At 59.9% G+C, this 17,639-nt stretch carries 18 protein-coding genes; 9 read left to right on the top strand and 9 right to left on the bottom strand.

Going from position 1 to position 17,639, the window contains the following annotated elements:
• The first annotated feature begins 7 nt into the window (after positions 1 to 7).
• Positions 8 to 565: an NUDIX domain-containing protein gene (locus tag AAGD24_RS19425; RefSeq protein ID WP_379866056.1), complete on the top strand. Its 558-nt coding sequence runs from the start codon at positions 8 to 10 to the stop codon at positions 563 to 565.
• 47 nt (positions 566 to 612) lie between these two features.
• Here the strand turns inward: AAGD24_RS19425 and ribBA are convergent, their stop codons facing one another.
• Positions 613 to 1,707, bottom strand: a complete 1,095-nt coding sequence (ribBA, locus tag AAGD24_RS19430; protein ID WP_379866058.1) for a bifunctional 3,4-dihydroxy-2-butanone-4-phosphate synthase/GTP cyclohydrolase II — start codon at positions 1,705 to 1,707, stop codon at positions 613 to 615.
• Positions 1,708 to 1,806: 99 nt separating this feature from the next.
• Here ribBA and AAGD24_RS19435 point away from each other — a divergent pair, with 99 nt between their 5' ends.
• Positions 1,807 to 2,097 (top strand): DUF1330 domain-containing protein, encoded by a 291-nt coding sequence (locus AAGD24_RS19435; protein ID WP_288367934.1) that lies wholly within the window; start codon positions 1,807 to 1,809, stop codon positions 2,095 to 2,097.
• Between the two features lie 137 nt (positions 2,098 to 2,234).
• Here AAGD24_RS19435 and AAGD24_RS19440 read toward each other — a convergent pair whose 3' ends face one another.
• From AAGD24_RS19440 to AAGD24_RS19460, 5 genes are all read right to left on the bottom strand, one after another.
• A complete protein-coding gene (locus AAGD24_RS19440) occupies positions 2,235 to 2,660 on the bottom strand; it encodes a hypothetical protein (RefSeq protein WP_379866060.1) in 426 nt (141 codons plus the stop codon).
• Between the two features lie 183 nt (positions 2,661 to 2,843).
• Positions 2,844 to 3,398 carry a gamma-glutamylcyclotransferase gene (locus tag AAGD24_RS19445; protein WP_379866061.1) on the bottom strand — a complete coding sequence of 185 codons (555 nt, stop codon included), beginning with the start codon at positions 3,396 to 3,398 and terminating at the stop codon, positions 2,844 to 2,846.
• The gene (locus AAGD24_RS19450; RefSeq protein WP_036211528.1) at positions 3,398 to 4,030 is read right to left on the bottom strand and encodes a MarC family protein; all 633 of its coding nucleotides are present in this window, start codon (positions 4,028 to 4,030) and stop codon (positions 3,398 to 3,400) included. Before AAGD24_RS19450 ends, AAGD24_RS19445 begins: the two co-directional genes overlap by 1 nt.
• 79 nt (positions 4,031 to 4,109) lie before the next feature.
• Positions 4,110 to 5,057, bottom strand: coding sequence for a 23S rRNA pseudouridine(2604) synthase RluF (gene rluF, locus AAGD24_RS19455; RefSeq protein ID WP_379866063.1), 948 nt, complete (start codon positions 5,055 to 5,057; stop codon positions 4,110 to 4,112).
• Positions 5,058 to 5,092: 35 nt separating this feature from the next.
• Positions 5,093 to 6,097 (bottom strand): GlxA family transcriptional regulator, encoded by a 1,005-nt coding sequence (locus AAGD24_RS19460; protein ID WP_041332961.1) that lies wholly within the window; start codon positions 6,095 to 6,097, stop codon positions 5,093 to 5,095.
• A 110-nt stretch (positions 6,098 to 6,207) separates the two neighbouring features.
• Here AAGD24_RS19460 and AAGD24_RS19465 point away from each other — a divergent pair, with 110 nt between their 5' ends.
• Together AAGD24_RS19465 and AAGD24_RS19470 are read left to right on the top strand one after the other, a co-directional pair.
• On the top strand, positions 6,208 to 7,116 hold the full coding sequence (locus AAGD24_RS19465) for an alpha/beta hydrolase family protein (RefSeq protein ID WP_317307501.1): 909 nt from the start codon (positions 6,208 to 6,210) through the stop codon (positions 7,114 to 7,116).
• 66 nt (positions 7,117 to 7,182) lie between these two features.
• On the top strand, positions 7,183 to 8,055 hold the full coding sequence (locus tag AAGD24_RS19470) for an alpha/beta fold hydrolase (protein ID WP_379866066.1): 873 nt from the start codon (positions 7,183 to 7,185) through the stop codon (positions 8,053 to 8,055).
• Positions 8,056 to 8,059: 4 nt separating this feature from the next.
• On the opposite strand, the gene AAGD24_RS19475 is transcribed toward AAGD24_RS19470, so the two are convergent.
• On the bottom strand, positions 8,060 to 8,878 hold the full coding sequence (locus AAGD24_RS19475; protein WP_379866068.1) for a hypothetical protein: 819 nt from the start codon (positions 8,876 to 8,878) through the stop codon (positions 8,060 to 8,062).
• A complete protein-coding gene (locus AAGD24_RS19480; RefSeq protein WP_036211544.1) occupies positions 8,868 to 9,488 on the bottom strand; it encodes a TetR/AcrR family transcriptional regulator in 621 nt (206 codons plus the stop codon). The genes AAGD24_RS19475 and AAGD24_RS19480 overlap by 11 nt, the downstream gene beginning before the upstream one ends.
• A 190-nt stretch (positions 9,489 to 9,678) precedes the next feature.
• On the opposite strand from AAGD24_RS19480, the gene AAGD24_RS19485 reads away from it, so the two are divergent.
• The 5 genes from AAGD24_RS19485 to AAGD24_RS19505 all read left to right on the top strand — a co-directional run bounded on the left by AAGD24_RS19485 (position 9,679) and on the right by AAGD24_RS19505 (position 16,642).
• A complete protein-coding gene (locus tag AAGD24_RS19485) occupies positions 9,679 to 11,775 on the top strand; it encodes a 3-hydroxyacyl-CoA dehydrogenase NAD-binding domain-containing protein (RefSeq protein WP_379866070.1) in 2,097 nt (698 codons plus the stop codon).
• Positions 11,776 to 11,847: 72 nt separating this feature from the next.
• A complete protein-coding gene (locus tag AAGD24_RS19490; protein ID WP_379866072.1) occupies positions 11,848 to 13,029 on the top strand; it encodes an acetyl-CoA C-acyltransferase in 1,182 nt (393 codons plus the stop codon).
• 461 nt (positions 13,030 to 13,490) lie between these two features.
• Entirely contained in the window at positions 13,491 to 14,678 is a 1,188-nt protein-coding gene (locus AAGD24_RS19495) for an acyl-CoA dehydrogenase family protein (protein ID WP_379866074.1), read from the top strand.
• A 13-nt stretch (positions 14,679 to 14,691) separates the two neighbouring features.
• Positions 14,692 to 15,840 (top strand): acyl-CoA dehydrogenase family protein, encoded by a 1,149-nt coding sequence (locus tag AAGD24_RS19500; protein ID WP_379866075.1) that lies wholly within the window; start codon positions 14,692 to 14,694, stop codon positions 15,838 to 15,840.
• Positions 15,841 to 15,868: 28 nt separating this feature from the next.
• The gene (locus AAGD24_RS19505) at positions 15,869 to 16,642 is read left to right on the top strand and encodes an SDR family oxidoreductase (protein ID WP_379866077.1); all 774 of its coding nucleotides are present in this window, start codon (positions 15,869 to 15,871) and stop codon (positions 16,640 to 16,642) included.
• On the opposite strand, the gene AAGD24_RS19510 is transcribed toward AAGD24_RS19505, so the two are convergent.
• Positions 16,639 to 17,616 (bottom strand): threonine/serine dehydratase, encoded by a 978-nt coding sequence (locus AAGD24_RS19510; RefSeq protein ID WP_379866078.1) that lies wholly within the window; start codon positions 17,614 to 17,616, stop codon positions 16,639 to 16,641. The two genes, AAGD24_RS19505 and AAGD24_RS19510, sit on opposite strands and share 4 nt — an antisense overlap.
• Positions 17,617 to 17,639: the final 23 nt, after the last annotated feature.

Here is a 17,639-nt window from a genome sequence, read left to right on the forward strand (position 1 = left end):
GCATGCTATGCTCAGGTACTGTGCACAATGCGGTAGCGGCCCCCTTTCCCGGGGAATTCCTGCCGGAGACACCCACGAGCGGGATTATTGCACCGCCTGTGGCGGCATTGTCTACGACAACCCCCGAGTTATTGCCGGCGCCATCATTGAACAGGACGGGCACCTGCTCCTTTGCCAGCGGGGTATCCCACCTCGCGTAGGCACCTGGACGCTGCCAGCGGGCTTCATGGAGCGCGGGGAAAGCGTTGAGGAAGCGGCTCGCCGCGAAGTCTGGGAAGAAACCGGCATTGACGCTGAAGTGACTACCCCCTACTCCATTTTCAGTGTGCCGCCTACCAATGAGCTGTACATCATCTACCGGGCCAACGTTCTCGCCTGGAATGATCCCCCCGGTCACGAAACCCAGGCCGTTGACTGGTTTGCCCCCGAGCAGATTCCCTGGGAGCTGATTTTCTATCCAGCCATTCACCAGATTCTGGAACGCTATATCGCCGAGCGTGCCGGCGGCACCTACGGCATCTACACCGGCAGCATGGAAACCGGCAACATTCATTTCATGCGCTGACCGGTCCGGCAAGCAGCAAGCCTCCTGCCTGCCGGACCACTTCACCATTACGGCTCGACGATCTCAACCACTTCCAGATCGAACCCGGACAACCCCTTATAGTTCAGCGGTGCGCCCATTAATCGCAGTTTGCGGATACCCAGGTCGGACAGAATCTGGGAGCCCGTTCCCACACTCGAATAGCGGATCGATGACGCATCTGGTGGTGGCGTGTTTTGCCGTGTCGCGCGCGACAGCAGGCTTTGGGGGGATTCATGGCTGGCCAGAATCACCACCGCGCCGTGCCCTGCCCGCGCCACGTTTTCCAATGCCGACCACAGGGACCAAGCCCTCGGCCCTTGGTAATCCGCCCCCACCAGGTCACGCAGCGGGTCCACCGAGTGCACCCGGACCAGTGTAGGCTCTGGTCCGTTGACATCGCCCATGGTCAAGGCCAAGTGCGCATCGCCGGTGATCAGATCCTCATAAGTGTGCAGGACGAAATCCCCGTGTGCGGTGGACAACGGTTGTTGCCCGGTATGTTCGACGGTTTTCTCTCTCGCCAGCCGATACTGGATCAGGTCCGCAATGGTGCCAATCCTGATACCATGGCGTTGGGCAAAGGCCTCCAGATCCGGACGTCGCGCCATACTGCCGTCGTCGTTCATAACCTCGACAATCACCGCCGCCGGCTCCAGACCCGCCAGGCGCGTAAGATCGCAGCCCGCCTCGGTGTGCCCGGCGCGGCTCAGTACGCCGCCGTCGCGAGCCCGCAGCGGGAAAATATGGCCCGGCTGAACCAGATCCCGGGGGTGAGCATCCGGGGCGACGGCGGCCTTCACTGTCATCGCCCGGTCCGCCGCCGAAATGCCAGTGGTCACCCCTTCACGGGCTTCTATGGACACGGTAAACGCCGTCGCGAAGCTGGCCCCGTTATTGGCCACCATCGGCCACAGGTCCAGTTGTTCACAGCGTTCCCCGCTCAGAGTCAGGCAGATCAGCCCCCGGGCATGGGTGGCCATAAAATTGATGGCATCCGGTGTGACGAACTCCGCGGCCATCACCAGGTCGCCTTCGTTCTCACGGTCTTCATCGTCCAGCAGGACCACCATGCGTCCGTTGCGGATGTCTTCAATCAGGCTCTCGGTCGGGTCGAAATTCATAATGTTCATCACTCTATGGAATCAATTGACACCGTCTTTCGCTCTCTGCAATTTTGGCATACCATAATATAGAATACCATTTAATTCAGGGAACCAAGTATGGCCAAAGCCTATTGGATCGCGAACGTCACCGTGACCAACCCCGACAACTACGCCGACTACCAAATACTAGCCCCAAAAGCGTTTCAGGCGTACGGAGCGCGCTTTATCGCCAGAGGCGGCCGCAACGAAGCTCTTGAAGGCCGAGAATCACCGCAACGAACGGTGGTTATCGAGTTCCCTAGCTACCAACACGCCTACAATTGCTATCACTCAGAAGCATACAAAAAAGCGCGACAGGCACGCCGAGGGGCATCTGAGGTAGATATTCTAATTGTGGAGGGGCTTTGATCCGCAGGTCAGCGCGGTGAATGTTCGCTTTTGTTTAGAAGCGGTCTTTTTTTTTGAGGCAGAATCCCCGCTGATAATGATTGGACTAAAGAGCCGGCGCCGTTCACAGGCGCCGGTGAGAGGCTTCAACCCGATGATCAACGGGTTACGTCAATCAGTAACTGAGCACCCTGCAGTAGCTGATACTCCATGGGGGAGGTGCTGTTGTTGTAATAGAATCGAAAACCGGTACCACGGTCGTCCCGATAATAGTGGCGATCGTTGTTCCAGTGGTGTTGGTAACCATGCCTTTTCTGGTGGTACTTCTTATGCTTCCAACCGTGTTTGTGTCGGTTGTGAGCCTTGTTTTTCCAGCCATGCTTGCGATCCCGGTGGCCGTGGTGTGCATCCGCATCGCGGTACCGGGATGACAGAAGCTTCTTGTGGTGGGGTATGCCCCTGTCGTGGTCCACTTTCTGGTGGAACCCTGCCCTGTGGTTCTCCCGCCTGTCAGAGTCTGCCACAGCCGGGCTGGTGGCCATTATCAGGCCAACGAAACAACTGCCAATCAGAAATGCTTTCATCGCTCTTCTCCCGATCTTTTCAGATCCCGGATTAGCATCCACGAAAACTCTGTGGCTGCTCCCTGACTTCAGAGTACGGAACTTCCGGGGAAAGTCAGGCGATCGGCGACGGCTTTGCACTTCTTTTACGCAGGCGCGGACAGTCTTTACAGTTGCCGTGGCCGGCTGACCGTCACGACAGAATCAACGCAGGTGGGATTCCAGCTCGAACACGTGGGGATCGTGATCACCAAGGGCTCTCAATGCCTCGGCCAGCTTAAACAAATATTCACTGTTAGGACCGCTCGGACCAGACGAACTGGCAATCTGGCGGGCAATATCGAGGGAAGGTGCGGGGCCAAGGAAGGCCTCATTATCTTCGGTGGCAATGTAGACAAGGCCTTCCGCACTACTGCCATCATCGAACCTCATGGGTGTGCTGAAGCGCAAATAGCCGTTTTTCTCACGTACATCCAGGTGCTCAAACACGTCCGGTGATACCCGATAGGCCATACCCTTGCATGTCGCACCAGGCTGGCTGATCAGCGTGACCACACGCCCGGGAGCCTCCGGAGTACCGCGATGATCATGGGAGCCCTGCCAGAAACGCCGGGCCCAGCCTTCAATCGTCGCCGGCTGCTGCTCAAGGAAGGGGAAGTCCACCTTGTAGATCAGCGAGCCATAGCCGAACAGCCACACGGAAGACACCCCGTTAAACTGCTGGCGACTGCGATTGTGCGCTACGGTATCGAAAGACATCAGGAGGCCGACGTGGAAGCAATAAATCCAGCGATGCCCGTTAATACAATTTCCGCCGCCATGGCAGACAGAATCAGGCCGCTGATCTTGGAGAGAATGTTCAGCCCGGTCTTACCCAGCGCCTTTTCCAGGTATCCGGACAAGTGCAGTAGAACCGCCAGGATAACCAGCCCCGACACCAGCCCCAGAAGCCCTCCGGCCACTTCCGGCACAGCGTTCAGCTCGGCCCCGTAAACCAGGATGGCACCGATGGTCGCAGGGCCTATCATCACCGGAATCGCCAGTGGCACCACGGCAATGTCATCGCGGTCTTCATCCGGCAACCCCGTGGCGTGGTTGCGGGTACCACTGGTGACCAGGCTGATGGCGGTCAGGAACAGCAGGCTGCCAGCACCGATCCGGAACGAATTCAGGGTAATGCCAATGGCACTGAACAACAGTGGGCCGGCAAAGAACAGTACCAACCCCAGAATCATTGCGGATACGGTGGAACGGCGGATGATCGAACGCTTTTCAGACGCCGGCAGCCCCCGGGTTAACGCCAGAAACATGGTGACCACGAAAAACGGCGCCAGCAGGAACATAAAGCGGATCGTGCTGCTGATGTAGGTACTGATAAACGCTTCAAACATTCAGAATATCCGGTCAGGGGTAAAAGCGGTATAGCATAGCGACAGTTGCGTCACAGCGCCGTACGGAACTGAACGTATCCTAGCGCTTAACGCTGCTCTGCCTGGGTTTGCGTGACTTTCCGGGCTTGCCGGGTTTTCCCGGGCGCGAGGGTTTGCCGTGTTTTCCAGCGGGCTTTCCTGGCCTACCGGACTGTCCTGCCTTTGCGCCCTTTCCACGCGGTCCCGATGGCGATGTCCCGGGCTTTTTGCCAGGCCGCTTGCTCGCCGGCTTTTTCGTTTCGCTACGGGTATCGGAGCTCACTTCCGAGGACGAATCGCGGATCATGTCAAACAACCCGGCCAGCTCCTTCGGCCCCAGATCCCGCCACTCTCCGACTGCTAGTCCTTTGAGGCTGATATTCATGATGCGCACACGTTCGAGCTTCGTGACCTCGTAATCAAAGAACTCGCACATGCGACGAATCTGTCGGTTCAGGCCCTGAACCAGGGTAATACGGAACACGAAACGGGACACCTTTTCGACCTTGCAGCGTTTGGTGACCGTGCCCAGTATCGGTACCCCGGCGCTCATACCCTGCACGAATTCTGCGGTCACCGGCTTGTTGACGGTGACCAGGTATTCCTTCTCGTGGTTGTTGCCCGCGCGCAGGATTTTGTTCACCAGATCACCGTTGCTGGTGAGGAAAATCAGCCCTTGGGAGTCCTTGTCCAGTCGGCCAATGGGGAAGATCCGCTCACCATGACCCACATGGTTGACGATGTTACGGCGCTCCGCCGGGTCGGTGGTGCTGACCACGCCCACGGGCTTGTTGAGGGCGATAAAGATCAGGTCCTCTTCGTCTCGCGGCTCGATCAACTGACCGTTCACCGTGACTTTGTCACCGGGCAGCACCTGATCGCCCACCTGGGCCGCCTTGCCATTAATGGCAACGTTGCCGTTCTCGATATAGCGGTCGGCCTCCCGCCGGGAACACATGCCACTCTCGCTGATGTATTTGTTGAGGCGGGTGGAGTTTTTGCCGGGCATGGGAGTCCTGTCTTCGGTCGGGGATCGTCGGGGCATCAGGCCACTTTTGGGGATACATAGCTGAAACGCTTGCGGTATTGCTCCATGGTACAGCCTACCGTGCGTTTAAACAGCCTCCGGAACGAACTGGCATCTTCGTAACCCACACTCCAGATGATGCGTGCAGTCTGTTCGCGGCTGGACTCCAGCAGGTGCTTGGCCGCCTCGATCCGCAGATGCTGCAGGTAGCCGATCGGGGTTTCGCCAGTGGCTTCCTTGAAACGACGCTTGAAGGTGCGGGTGCCGAGGCCCGCTACGGCAGCCACTTCGTCGATGGTCAGTGCATCGGCGTAGTGCTGTTCAAGCCAGGACTGTGCCTTGCGGATAGCGTCATCCTGATGAGCTTTCTGGCTGTAGAAGGCCATGTAGGGCGTTTGCTCCGCCCGGCGGCCGTCCAGCACCAGCATCTTGCTGCAGGCCAAGGCAACCGCCGGTGACGAGAAGCGCTCCACCAGGTAACTGCACAGATCCACAAACGCCGTGGCGCCGCCGGCACAGATGATGCGGCCGTTATCCACCAGCAACTGGTCTTCCTCCAGGCGCAGGTGCGGATAGCGGGCACGGAACAGCGGCGCTGCCCGCCAGTGGGTGGTGGCAACCTGGTCGTCCAGCAAACCGGCCTCCGCCAGTACGAAACTGCCGGTGCAGACGCTCGCCAGCACGGCGCCCCTCTCCAGGCCTTCCCGCAACCAGCCGTAGAGCGGTCTTGAGGGTGCGAGCGTCTTCTCCAGCCGTTCCGCGCCCACGGCGGCTTCCACCGAGGAGCCCACCACGATCAGGTCCGGCTCGAAATCCCCACGCTTGCAGGTTGGCGTCACCACCGCGCCGCTGTACCCGCGGACTGGCTGGTCGTCCACCGTCACCACCTGGCAATTAAACAGGGGCTCGCTGCGGCCAGCCGGGGCGCGGCCACAGAAGTTGGCAACGGTGAAAAAATCCATGATGCCGTGCACGCCGGAGGCATGGCAGTTGGGAAAGGCAACAATGGCAACGTTGAACATGGAAATGGCCCTTTCAGCACTTTATATGTCAAATATGACACTCCTGCTGGCAACCCGCAAGCCCTAACCTGAACCTGTCATCCACTACCACTGGAAGAAGGACTTTCACCATGACCTCACAACTGAACACTCAATCAGTGATCTTCGAGCGACCGACAACCCACAAGGTTGAAGGCCCGAAGGGGTTTTCGCCCATCCGCCTGGCACTTCAACTCTACGGTCGAATGGCTCCTGAAAAAGCCGGCCGGCTGGTTAACCGCATGGCGTTCAGGCCCTCGCGCCTGCCCATGCCATCCCGCTATGAATACCTGCTGGACAATGCTGACAGCTATACCCAGCTGCAGCACGGCGCCCGGACCATTCCGGTGTATTCCTGGGGCCAGGGGCCTGTGATTCTGGGCGTTCACGGCTGGGCCGGTGCCGGCATCCAGTTCGGCGCCTGGGTCAACCCGCTGGTGGAAGCCGGCTATCGTGTGGTGCTGTTCGACGCCCCCGCCCACGGCCGTGCCCAGGGCGAGAGCACCAACCTGTTCGAGATGGCCGAAGTCGTTGCCAGGGTGGCGGCCAGCGTCGGCCGGGTCCACGGGGTGCTGGCCCATTCCATTGGCTGCATTGCCGCTGCCCGCGCAATCGCGGACGGCCTTCAGCCTGATTATCTGGTCATGCTGGCGCCCCCTGTCAGCCTCACGGCGGTGATGGATAACCTGGGCCGTCAACTCGGCCTGAGTCAGGACGTTCTGGCGGTGCATCTGCAATTGATGGAGGAGCGTTTCGGCAAATCCGTCTGGGAGCAACTAGACCTGGAAGCCCTGTCACGGACCCTCACCCAGCGAGGCCTGATGGTCATTGATGACGATGACACCTCCATCTCGCCAGACGAAAGCGAACGGGTTTTCAACAACTGGGAAAACGCCAACGTACTCCGCACCCGTGGCCTGGGCCACCACCGCCTGCTATGGAGCCCCATGGTTGTAGACACGGTGCTTCGGGATCTGGGCAGGCCGGTGGACACCCTCTGATTGCGCGATTGCGTCAGTCCGTTTATGGTCTGGCAGCAGTACCATTCGCATTCACGGAGCCCAGCCATGCACCTGTCTGAACCAAAACAGCGACAAACGCCCCGGGGACGCTTCGCCTGGCGAGAAGGCGGGGCACCCGGTGGCAAGGCGCTGGTGATGATCCACGGCTGGCCGGAGAGCTCCTACTGCTGGGAGCACGTGGCAGCGTATCTGAAGGCGGGTTTTCACATCATCGCCCCCGACCTGCGAGGGTTGGGCGACAGTGAACGCAGCCCGGACATCGAACACTACCGCAAGCAGGAAATGGCACAGGATGTGATCAGCCTGCTGGACCAGCTCGGTATTGATGAGTTTCAGCTGGTGGGCCACGACTGGGGCGGCATCGTCGCCCAGGAAGTCGCACTGGCCATTCCCGACCGGGTGCAAAGGTTGGTGATCATGAACATCGCCATCATCAACAACCTCAAGGGCAACCAGGAAGTGATCGAGAAGGTCCGCGCCAGCAGCGGTGCAGCCTACTGGTATCAGCACTTCATGCAGACGCCAGGCCTGCCTGAAGCGATGATTCCCGGCGCCGAAGAGACCTGGCTGGGGCATTTCCTGCGCACCTGGAACCGCGAACCGTTTCCACGGGACGCATTCGACGAATACGTGCGCACCTTCCGGATTCCGGGAACGCCGGGTACCAGCTCCAATTACTACCGCACCTTCCACGAAGACGCCAAACGCTGGGCCACCACGGCGGGCCATACGTGGCCCATGCCCGCCCTGTATATTTATGGCAACAAGGACCGGGTGATCATTCCGGAGTACCTCAATCATATCGAGGAATGCTTCGAGGATCTGCGGGTGGAACAGGTGGAGGCGGGCCACTTCCTACAGGAAGAACAGCCCGCGGCCGTGGCGGGCTACCTGAACAGTTTTCTGACAACCGACTGAAACGCTAGCGGGATGGACTGACGAAGACCCAGTTGGTGCCGACATTGTCACACACGATGATGTCACGGTTGATGACCGAGCACAGGGAGAGGTCGTCGGGAAGCTCGTCGTGGTAACGGGCTTTGATCCCCAGATTTTTCTTGTCCTGCTTGAGGAGGGTGAAGGTCTGCTCCATACGTTGGGCAAAGTCGACACCGCCGTCTTCCATGGTATGGAATGCGTTGTGAAAGGCGGTGAAGCTCATAGTGTTGGCTCCCAGACCAATATCCACCATCTTGGGAATGTACCGATCATAGGCATTGGAGAGATATCGGCGGACAGCCTCTTCATCATCGCGGTTGCCTTCGAACGGGCGCAAGCCAAGGCGGTTATCCTCCTTCAGGGCACCACCTGCGAGCTGACTGTTGGGCTGGTTCGAAACCAGATCATAGCGGCGTCGGGGACAGGCAATGCGTTGGCCTTCCAGTTGGCAATCCGAAAGCAACCCGCTTTGCGACGGGTCTTCTTCAGACCCGGTTCGAACGGGTTCCGGTTCCGCGCCAGACGATCCGGGGCTGGAGTCGGCTTGCGCGGGAGCACCCGGCTCAGGCACTTCCAGGCCCAGTCGCCCGGCAGGGCGCCGCAGAAGCAATGCCTGCACCTGCGGATCGTTGCGCTTGAAATCCGTGGGGGACGGCAAGCCCCCGCCAAGCCCTTCGCTCACTACGCGACAATACATCTGTTCCAGTTCAGTGGTGGCGCCGTCCATACATTCATCTCCGGCTGCATGAACGGCACCGGCACAGAGCCCCAGCAGGATCAGGGCCAGCCATCTAACCGTCATCACGCTGCCCCAACGCCACGCGCGCCATCAAGTCTTCCACCCGGCGTATGGTTTCAGCATCGCCCTTCTTCCCCGTAAGCACCACCTGGGAGCCGATGGTGGCCACGTACATCAGCAGCGACAGATCGCGAATGCGCTGGGGATCGCTGCTCAGCCGTTCGTACAGCTCGCAGTTCTGGTTGATGCGCGCTTCGTCCACCTGCGTGACCAGATCAGCCGCGTAGTCATTCCTGCGGGCAAAATCCCGCACCGCCAGCTCCACCTGCAGGCGACGGATATTACGGGACGCATCCGTGAGCAATAGTTCCAGAATTTGCCGCAATTCGGTTTCGACATCCCCACCCTTGGGTTTCCAGTACTGAAGCTCGTGCAGACGCCGGTCCCGCCAGCGGTTAAGGAAGCGCACCACCAGGTCTTCGTGATCCTTGAAGTGCCAGTAAAAACTGCCACGGGTCACACCGAGCTTTTTTGCCAGGGTCAGCACCCTCAGGTTGCTGAAACCACCGGCTGCAACCTCGCCGGCGGCCGCATCCAGCCAGTCGTCGCGGGTCAACTGCGCTTTTTCCGGCGTCTTGCGGCTGCGGCGTTTCTGAGGTTTGGCATCCGTCATGGTGGAATCTGGTCCTGCTACTGGCTGTTGGGTGTGAATTCTACATCAACAGCGGAGTCATGTTTGAAAGCGTTGACCCCGCCCAAAACATACATTAGTGTATGGACAAACAATACACCAGTGTATGGATAATTCAACAGGTCTTCCGTACACCGCCTACTATCCAATGCCAGTATCAGGGAGCTGCTACATGAGTACTGCCCATTACGATGTGAACGGCAACATCGCCGTCATCCGACTCGACAACCCGCCCGTCAATGGCCTGGGCCTTGAACTCCGCCGGGGTATTGTTAACGGTATCCAGCAGGCAGAAGCCGATGATGCAGTGAAAGCCGTGGTACTGATCGGCTCCGACCGTGCCTTCTCCGGCGGCGCCGACATCAGCGAGTTCGGCTCTCCCAAAGCCTTTGCCGAACCCAACCTGAACACGGTAGTCAACTACGTGGAAAGCAGCCGCAAGCCGGTGATCGCGGCCATCAGCGGCGCCTGCATGGGCGGCGGACTGGAACTGGCCCTGGGTTGCCACTACCGCATCGCCAAGCCGGACGCGCAAATCGCCCTGCCGGAAGTAAAATTGGGCCTGCTGCCAGGCGCCGGCGGTACTCAGCGCCTGCCACGAGTCATCGGAGCTGAGCACGCTGTAAATATGATCGTCTCCGGCAGCGTCGTACCTGCCAAACAGTTCAAGGGCAGCGCCCTGTTCGATGAGATTATCGACGGCGAATTGCTGGACGCGGCCATCGCCTACGCCACCAAGGTGGTCAGCGAGAACCTGCCACTGAAAAAAGTGCGCGACCTGAAAGCCAAGCACCCGAACCCGGAAGGCTTCTTCATGTTCACCCAGAACACCGTCGGCGCCATGGCCAAGAACTACCCGGCCCCGCTGAAGTGTGTCGAAGCTGTGAAAGCCGCCGTCACCATGCCATTCGACAAGGGCATGGAAGTGGAGCGCGAAGCCTTTGTGAACCTGATGCAGACCCCGGAATCCCGCGCCCTGCGTCACGCGTTTTTCTCCGAGCGCCTGACCAGCAAGATTTCCGACGTGCCGTCTGACACCCCGACCCGAGACATCAAATCTGTCGGCGTAATCGGCGGCGGCACCATGGGCACCGGCATCAGCATCAACTTCCTGAACGCCGGCATCCCAGTGACGCTGGTCGAGATGAAGCAGGAAGGCCTCGACCGTGGCGTGGAAGCCATTCGCAAAGTCTACGAGGGCCGTGTGAAGAAAGGCCGCATGAGCGAAGACGACGCCAAGGCCAAGATGGCTCTGCTCAAACCTTCCCTCACCTATGACGACCTGAGCGACGTGGATCTGGTGATCGAAGCCGTATTCGAAGAGATGGGCGTCAAACAGTCCGTGTTCGAGAAGCTGGACGAGGTGTGCAAACAGGGCGCGATCCTGGCCTCCAACACCTCGACGTTGGACCTGGACAAGATCGCCAGCTTCACCAAACGCCCGGAAGACGTGATCGGCCTGCACTTCTTCAGCCCGGCCAACATCATGAAACTGCTGGAAGTAGTGCGCGGCGAGAAAACCGCCAAAGACGTGCTGGCCACCGCCATGAAGCTGGCCAAGGCCATCAAGAAGACCGCCGTGGTGTCCGGCGTGTGCGACGGCTTCATCGGCAACCGCATGATCAACCAGTACCAGCGCGAAGCCCTGCTGATGCTGGAAGAAGGCGCCAGCGTTCAGCAGATCGACAAGGCCATCGAGAAGTTCGGCTTTGCCATGGGCCCGCTGCGCATGGCCGACCTGGCCGGCGGCGACATCGGCTGGGCCATCCGCAAGCGTCAGTACGAAGAAAACCCGGACATGGTGAAGATGGTTCTGGCCGACCGCATCTGTGAAATGGGCCGCTACGGCCAGAAGACCGGTGCCGGTTTCTACCGCTACGAGCCGGGCAACCGCAACGCCCTGCACGACCCGGAAGTGGATAAAGTGGTGGACGAAGTCCGCGCTGAACTGGGCATCAAACCACGCAAGATCAGCAATCAGGAAATCGTTGAACGTTGCGTTTATGCACTGGTGAACGAAGGCGCCCAGATTCTGGACGAGGGCATCGCCCAGCGCGCCTCCGACATCGACATGGTCTACCTGACCGGTTACGGCTTCCCCGTGTTCCGCGGTGGCCCCATGCACTACGCCGAAGAAGTCGGGCTGCCCAACGTGGTTCGCGCCATGCAGGCCTTCACCGAAGACCGCCACACCCAGCCTGGTTTCTGGGAGCCCGCAGCCCTGTTGGCCAAGCGTGCCGAAGAAGGCAAAGGCTTCGACGCTAAATAACCGGTCCACCAATACCCTCGGGGCGCCTGCCCTTTATCGATAAACAGGCGCTTCGAACGAAGGAGAATTGTTATGTCTAATGATGTTGTCATCGTATCCACCGCCCGCACGCCCCTGGCCAAATCCTGGCGCGGCGGCCTGAACATGACCCACGGCGCAACTTTGGCCGGTCACGCCATCCAGCACGCGGTCGAGCGCTCCAAGGTCGACCCCAACGAGATCGAAGACGTGCTGATGGGCTGCGCCCTGCCAGAAGGCTCCACCGGTAACGACGTGGCCCGCATGGGTGCCATCCGTGCTGGCCTGCCTGTGACCGTAGGCGGCGCGACCATCAACCGCTTCTGCTCGTCCGGCTTGCAGGCCATCGCCATGGCCGCCCACCACATTGCAGTGGACCGGGTGCCAGTAATGGTCGCCGGCGGTGTGGAATCCATCTCCACCGTGCAGGCCAACGTGAACCAGAACTACTTCATGGAACCTTGGCTGGCAAAGCACAAGCCGGAGCTGTACTGGTCCATGCTGGACACGGCGGAAACCGTAGCCAAACGTTACGACATCAAAAAAGAAGACATGGACGAATACGGCGTCCGCAGTCAGAACCTGGCCACTCAGGCCCGCGAAGACGGCAAATTCGACGACGAAATCGTGCCCATCACCACCACCATGGGCGTGGCTGACAAAGCCACCGGCCAGCTCAGCAGCCAGGAAGTGACCGTCAGCCAGGACGAAGGCATCCGTCCGGGAACCAACCTGGAAGGCGTCAGCAAAATCCGCTCCGCGATGGAAGGCGGCGTGGTTACTGCGGGTAACGCCAGCCAGTTCTCCGACGGCGCCTCCGCCTGCGTGCTGATGGACAGCAAAGTCGCCGAACAGCGCGGCGCCACTCCGCTGGGCATCTTCCGTGGTTTCGCGGTTGCTGGTTGCGAACCCGACGAAATGGGCATCGGCCCGGTCTTCGCGGTTCCCAAACTGCTCAAACGCGCCGGCCTGTCCGTCGACGACATCGGTCTGTGGGAACTGAATGAAGCCTTCGCCGTTCAGGTTCTCTATTGCCAGCGCAAACTCGGCATTCCCATGGACCGCCTGAACGTCAACGGCGGCGCCATCGCCGTAGGCCACCCCTACGGCACCACCGGCTCCCGTCTGGTCGGCCATGCTCTGATCGAAGGTAAACGCCGCGGCGTCAAATACGTGGTCGTCACCATGTGCGTAGGCACTGGCATGGGTGCTGCCGGCTTGTTTGAGGTTGCCTAAAGCTTTGGTTGCTGCCTGAAGCCTCGATTGCCCTTATCTTGGGTGGAAGTGCCCGTTGGGAGTGGGTGTCCAAAACACGCTCCTTACGGCACGTCCATGTGACGCTCGGGCTCCGCCATCCATGGCTCCGCACGGTTTTGGACACCCACTCCCAACGGCCACCCAGAGCTGTGTGCGAAGGCGAACAAGTGCAACCGTTAAGCGCAGTGCGGTGCCCCGCAAAGTGTTCTCAAAAATAGGCAAGCACAGTGTCGAAGCGTCGGATGGGTATCCCCTTTCAAAACTGTACGGAGCCATGGATGGCGGAGTCCAAGCGCCCCATGGATGGGCCGAAGGAGCGTGTTTTGAAAGGGGATACCCATTCGGCGCCGCCCCCGAGTACATAGGCCCGGCATCAGAAACCAAAAGGCCACTCACAAGTTAAAACCATCTACCTCAGCCAAACAGACAAGAGGTGCAACATGGATCTAAATTACACACCCGAGCAAGAGGCCTTCCGAGCCGACGTTCGCCAGTTCCTGGACGACAACCTCCCGGACGACATCCGCGAGCGCGTTCAGAAACGCCTGCGCCACGACAAAGACATGACCCAGCGCTGGCAGAAGATTCTGCACGACAAAGGCTGGGGCGCTTCCACCTGGCCGGAAGAGTTCGGCGGCCCGGGCTGGAGCCCGATTGAGCAGATCATCTTTGAAGAAGAGTGTGCCCTCGCCGGTGCCCCGCGCCAGCTCGATTTTGGCCTGCGCATGGTCGCCCCGGTGATCATAACCTTCGGCAACGACGAGCAGAAGAAGCGCTTCCTGCCGGGCATTCTCAGCGGCGAAGACTGGTGGTGTCAGGGCTATTCCGAGCCGGGCTCCGGCTCCGACCTCGCGTCACTACGCTGCTCCGCCAAGCGCGAAGGCGATCACTACATCGTCAACGGCCAGAAAACCTGGACCACCCTTGGCCAGCACGCTGACTGGATCTTCTGTCTGGTGCGCACCAGCAACGAAGGCAAGCCGCAACAGGGCATCTCCTTCCTGCTGATCGACATGAACGACCCCGGCATCGATGTGAAGCCCATCATCATGCTGGATGGCGAGCACGAGATTAACGAAGTCTATTTCGATAACGTGAAAGTGCCCGCCGAGAACCTGATCGGCGAAGAGAACCAGGGCTGGACCTACGCCAAGTTCCTGCTTGGGCACGAGCGTACCGGGCTGGCGAACGTCGGGCAGTGGAAAGCGTTGATGAAGCGCCTGAAAGTCGTGGCCAACGAGGAGCAGGACGGCCAGCGGCCGCTGATCGAAAATACCCGTTTCCGCGATCGTCTGGCGCAACTGGATATTGAGCTGCGCGCGCTGGAGCTGACCGTGCTGCGGGTTTTGACCGACAAGCGCGGCCCCGGCCCCCAGGCATCGATTTTGAAAATCCGTGGCACAGAGATCGGCCAAAAACTGTTTGAACTGCTGATGGAAGCCACCGGACAGGATGCCATTGCGCACATTCCGGACGCCCTGGAACTGGACTACAACGGCCCCCGTGCCGGGTCCATCGATGCTACCCCGGCGGCCGGCGATTACTTCAACATGCGCAAGCTGTCGATCTTTGGCGGGTCCAACGAGATCCAGCGCAACATCATTGCCCAGCTCGTGCTTGGTCTTTAAAGGAGGCGGTCTTATGAATTTCGATCTTACCGACGAACAGCAAATGCTGAACGACTCGTTGCGCCGCTTTGTGACCAACGAGTACAGCTTTGAAAAGCGCAGCACCTTCATCGAATCCGGCAAGGGCACCGACCCGAACACCTGGGCCGCCCTGGCGGATATGGGCCTGCTGGCGTTCACCTTCCCCGAAGCCTTTGGCGGTCTGGATGGCAACGCCGTCGACACCATGGTGGTGATGGAAAACTTCGGTCGGGGCCTGGTGGTTGAGCCCTATCTGGCTACGGTCGTTCTGGCCGGCGGGCTGATTGGTGATCTGGGCAACGATGCCCAGAAAGACGACTATCTAACGGCCATTGCCTCCGGCGAGCGCAAAATGGCGCTGGCCCACTACGAACCCGGCGCGCGCTACAACCTGAGCCAGGTACAGACCACCGCCCGCAAGGACGGCGACCACTTTATGGTCAGCGGCCAGAAAACCGCCGTCATCCACGGCGGCCAGGCGGACCAACTGGTCGTCTCTGCACGCACCAGCGGCAACGCCAATGACGAGACCGGGCTGTCCCTGTTCATCATCGATGCCAATGCCAAAGGCGTGAAAATTGACGACTACGCCGCTCATGACGGCTACCGCATCGCAGACATCAGTTTCTCCAATGTCGCCGTCAGCGCCGACAATCTGCTGGGCGAACTGGATCAGGCGTTCCCGCACATCGAGAAAGCCATCGATCTGGGGATTGCAGCAGTGTGTGCGGAAGCCGTGGGGGCCATGGAGGCCATGAACGAAACCACGCTGGACTACATCAAGACCCGCAAGCAGTTCGGTGTGCCCATCGGCAAATTCCAGGTGCTTCAGCACCGCATGGCGGACATGTTCATTCAGGCGGAGCAGTCCAAGTCCATGGCCATTCTGGCCGCCAACACCACCGATTCAGACGACACCGAAGAGCGCCGCAACGCCCTGTCCATGTCCAAGACGCTGGTGGGCCAAGGTGCGCGCTATGTGGCTCAGGAAGGCGTCCAGCTGCACGGCGGCATGGGCGTGACCGACGAAATGTTCGCCGCCCATCTGTTCAAGCGGCTGACCACTATTAACCTGCTGTTCGGCGACGCGGACCATCATCTGGCACAAGTCAGCGATAGCCTGATGGCCGCCAGCGCCTGAACCACCGGACTCACAAAAGGACGATTTTATGAGCGTAAAGCAGCTACTGGACCTGTCCGGAAAAGTCGCCTTCATCACCGGCGGCTCCCGTGGCCTGGGCCTGCAAATGGCCGAGGCGCTGGGTGAACTGGGCGCGAAAATCGCCATCAGCGCCCGCAAACAGCACGAGCTGGATGCGGCCAAAGAACGCCTGGAAAGCCAGGGCGTGACGGTCGTGACCATCGCCGCAGACCTGGGCGATCTGGAAGGTATTCCCAAGGTCGTGGATCAGGTGGTCAAGCAGCTCGGCGACATCGACATTCTGGTGAACAACGCCGGTGCCACCTGGGGCGCCCCGGCAGAAGACTATCCGCCCGAAGGCTGGATGAAGGTAATGAACCTGAATGTGAACGCCAGCTTCTTCCTCACCCAGACCGTCGGCAAGCGCTGCATGATCCCGCGCAAAACCGGCAAGGTCATCAACATTGCCTCCATTGCGGGGCTATCCGGCAACCCGGAAGGTATGCAAACCATCGCTTACAACACCAGCAAAGGCGCCATGGTGAACTTCACCCGCGCACTGGCGTCCGAATGGGGTCATTACAACATCAATGTGAACGCGCTTTGTCCAGGCTTCTTCCCGTCCAAGATGTCTCAGGGACTGTTGGATGCACAAGGCGACAAAATGCTTGAGCGCATTCCGCTGAAGCGCTTTGGTGGCGAAGAAGACCTGAAAGGTGCTGCGATATTGCTGGCGTCTGAAGCCGGACGACACATTACCGGACAGTGCCTGGCGGTGGATGGCGGAACGCTGGTCAGCTAAGCCAGCCTATTCAGGCACTGACTAACCTGCTCCGGGTCCAGGTTACCACCAGTAATAATCAGAACCGTGGCCCTGTCCGGATCAGGCGCAACCTGGTTTTCCAATAACGCCGCCAGCCCGACACTGGCACCAGGCTCTACATAGAGCCTGGCTTCAGTCAGCAGGCGACGTGTGGCTTCCCGGATAGCCGACTCGGTAACCGTCACGATCTGGTCCACCACCTGACGGGACGCGGCATAGGTGCAGTCACCGACCACTGCCGGTGCCAGGCTGGCGGCCCAGGTATCCACCGAGTCGAGGCTGGCGCTGGCATCCTGCTTATGCCAGGCGTTGAACATGGTGGCCGCGCCTTCCGGCTCCACGCCGATCAGTTCCACCTCCGGCTTTTGTGCCTTAATGGCCAGCCCCAGCCCGGAAATCAAACCGCCGCCTCCGATGGGGCACAGTATCCGATCCACATCCGGCTGCTGGCGCAGCAATTCCAGACCAACGGTGCCTTGCCCGGCCATAATTCGAACGTCGTTATAAGGGTGGACCAATGTTAACCCGCTGTTGTCCCGTAATTCGTGGCACCGGGCCACCGCTTGCTGAATATTACCGTGCACAATAACCTCGGCACCCAGCGCCCGGGTGCGGTGAATCTTCAACGGGCTGGAACCTTCCGGCATCACCACCGTGAGCGGAACATCCTGCATGGCCGCCGCCCAGGCCAGGCCGATTGCATGATTCCCGGCGGAAACCGTCACCAGGCCGGACTTGAGTTCGTCAGCACTGGCGGTCAGCAGCCAGTTCAGGGCACCCCGGGCCTTGAAGCTGCCGGTGCGCTGAAGACTCTCGCATTTCAGACCCAGTGGCTGGCCGATTGCGGCGTTCAGGTCAGGCACAGTCAGGAGCGGTGTTTCGCCCAGCTTCGGTCGAATGCGCTGCTCTGCTGCCTGAATTCGGGATAGGTCAGGAAGGGTTGGTTTGGTCATGGTGCGTGCTCCATTTGCTCCCA

Source organism: Marinobacter sp. M5B (genome assembly GCF_042604615.1).
GTDB classification, from domain to species: domain Bacteria; phylum Pseudomonadota; class Gammaproteobacteria; order Pseudomonadales; family Oleiphilaceae; genus Marinobacter; species Marinobacter salarius.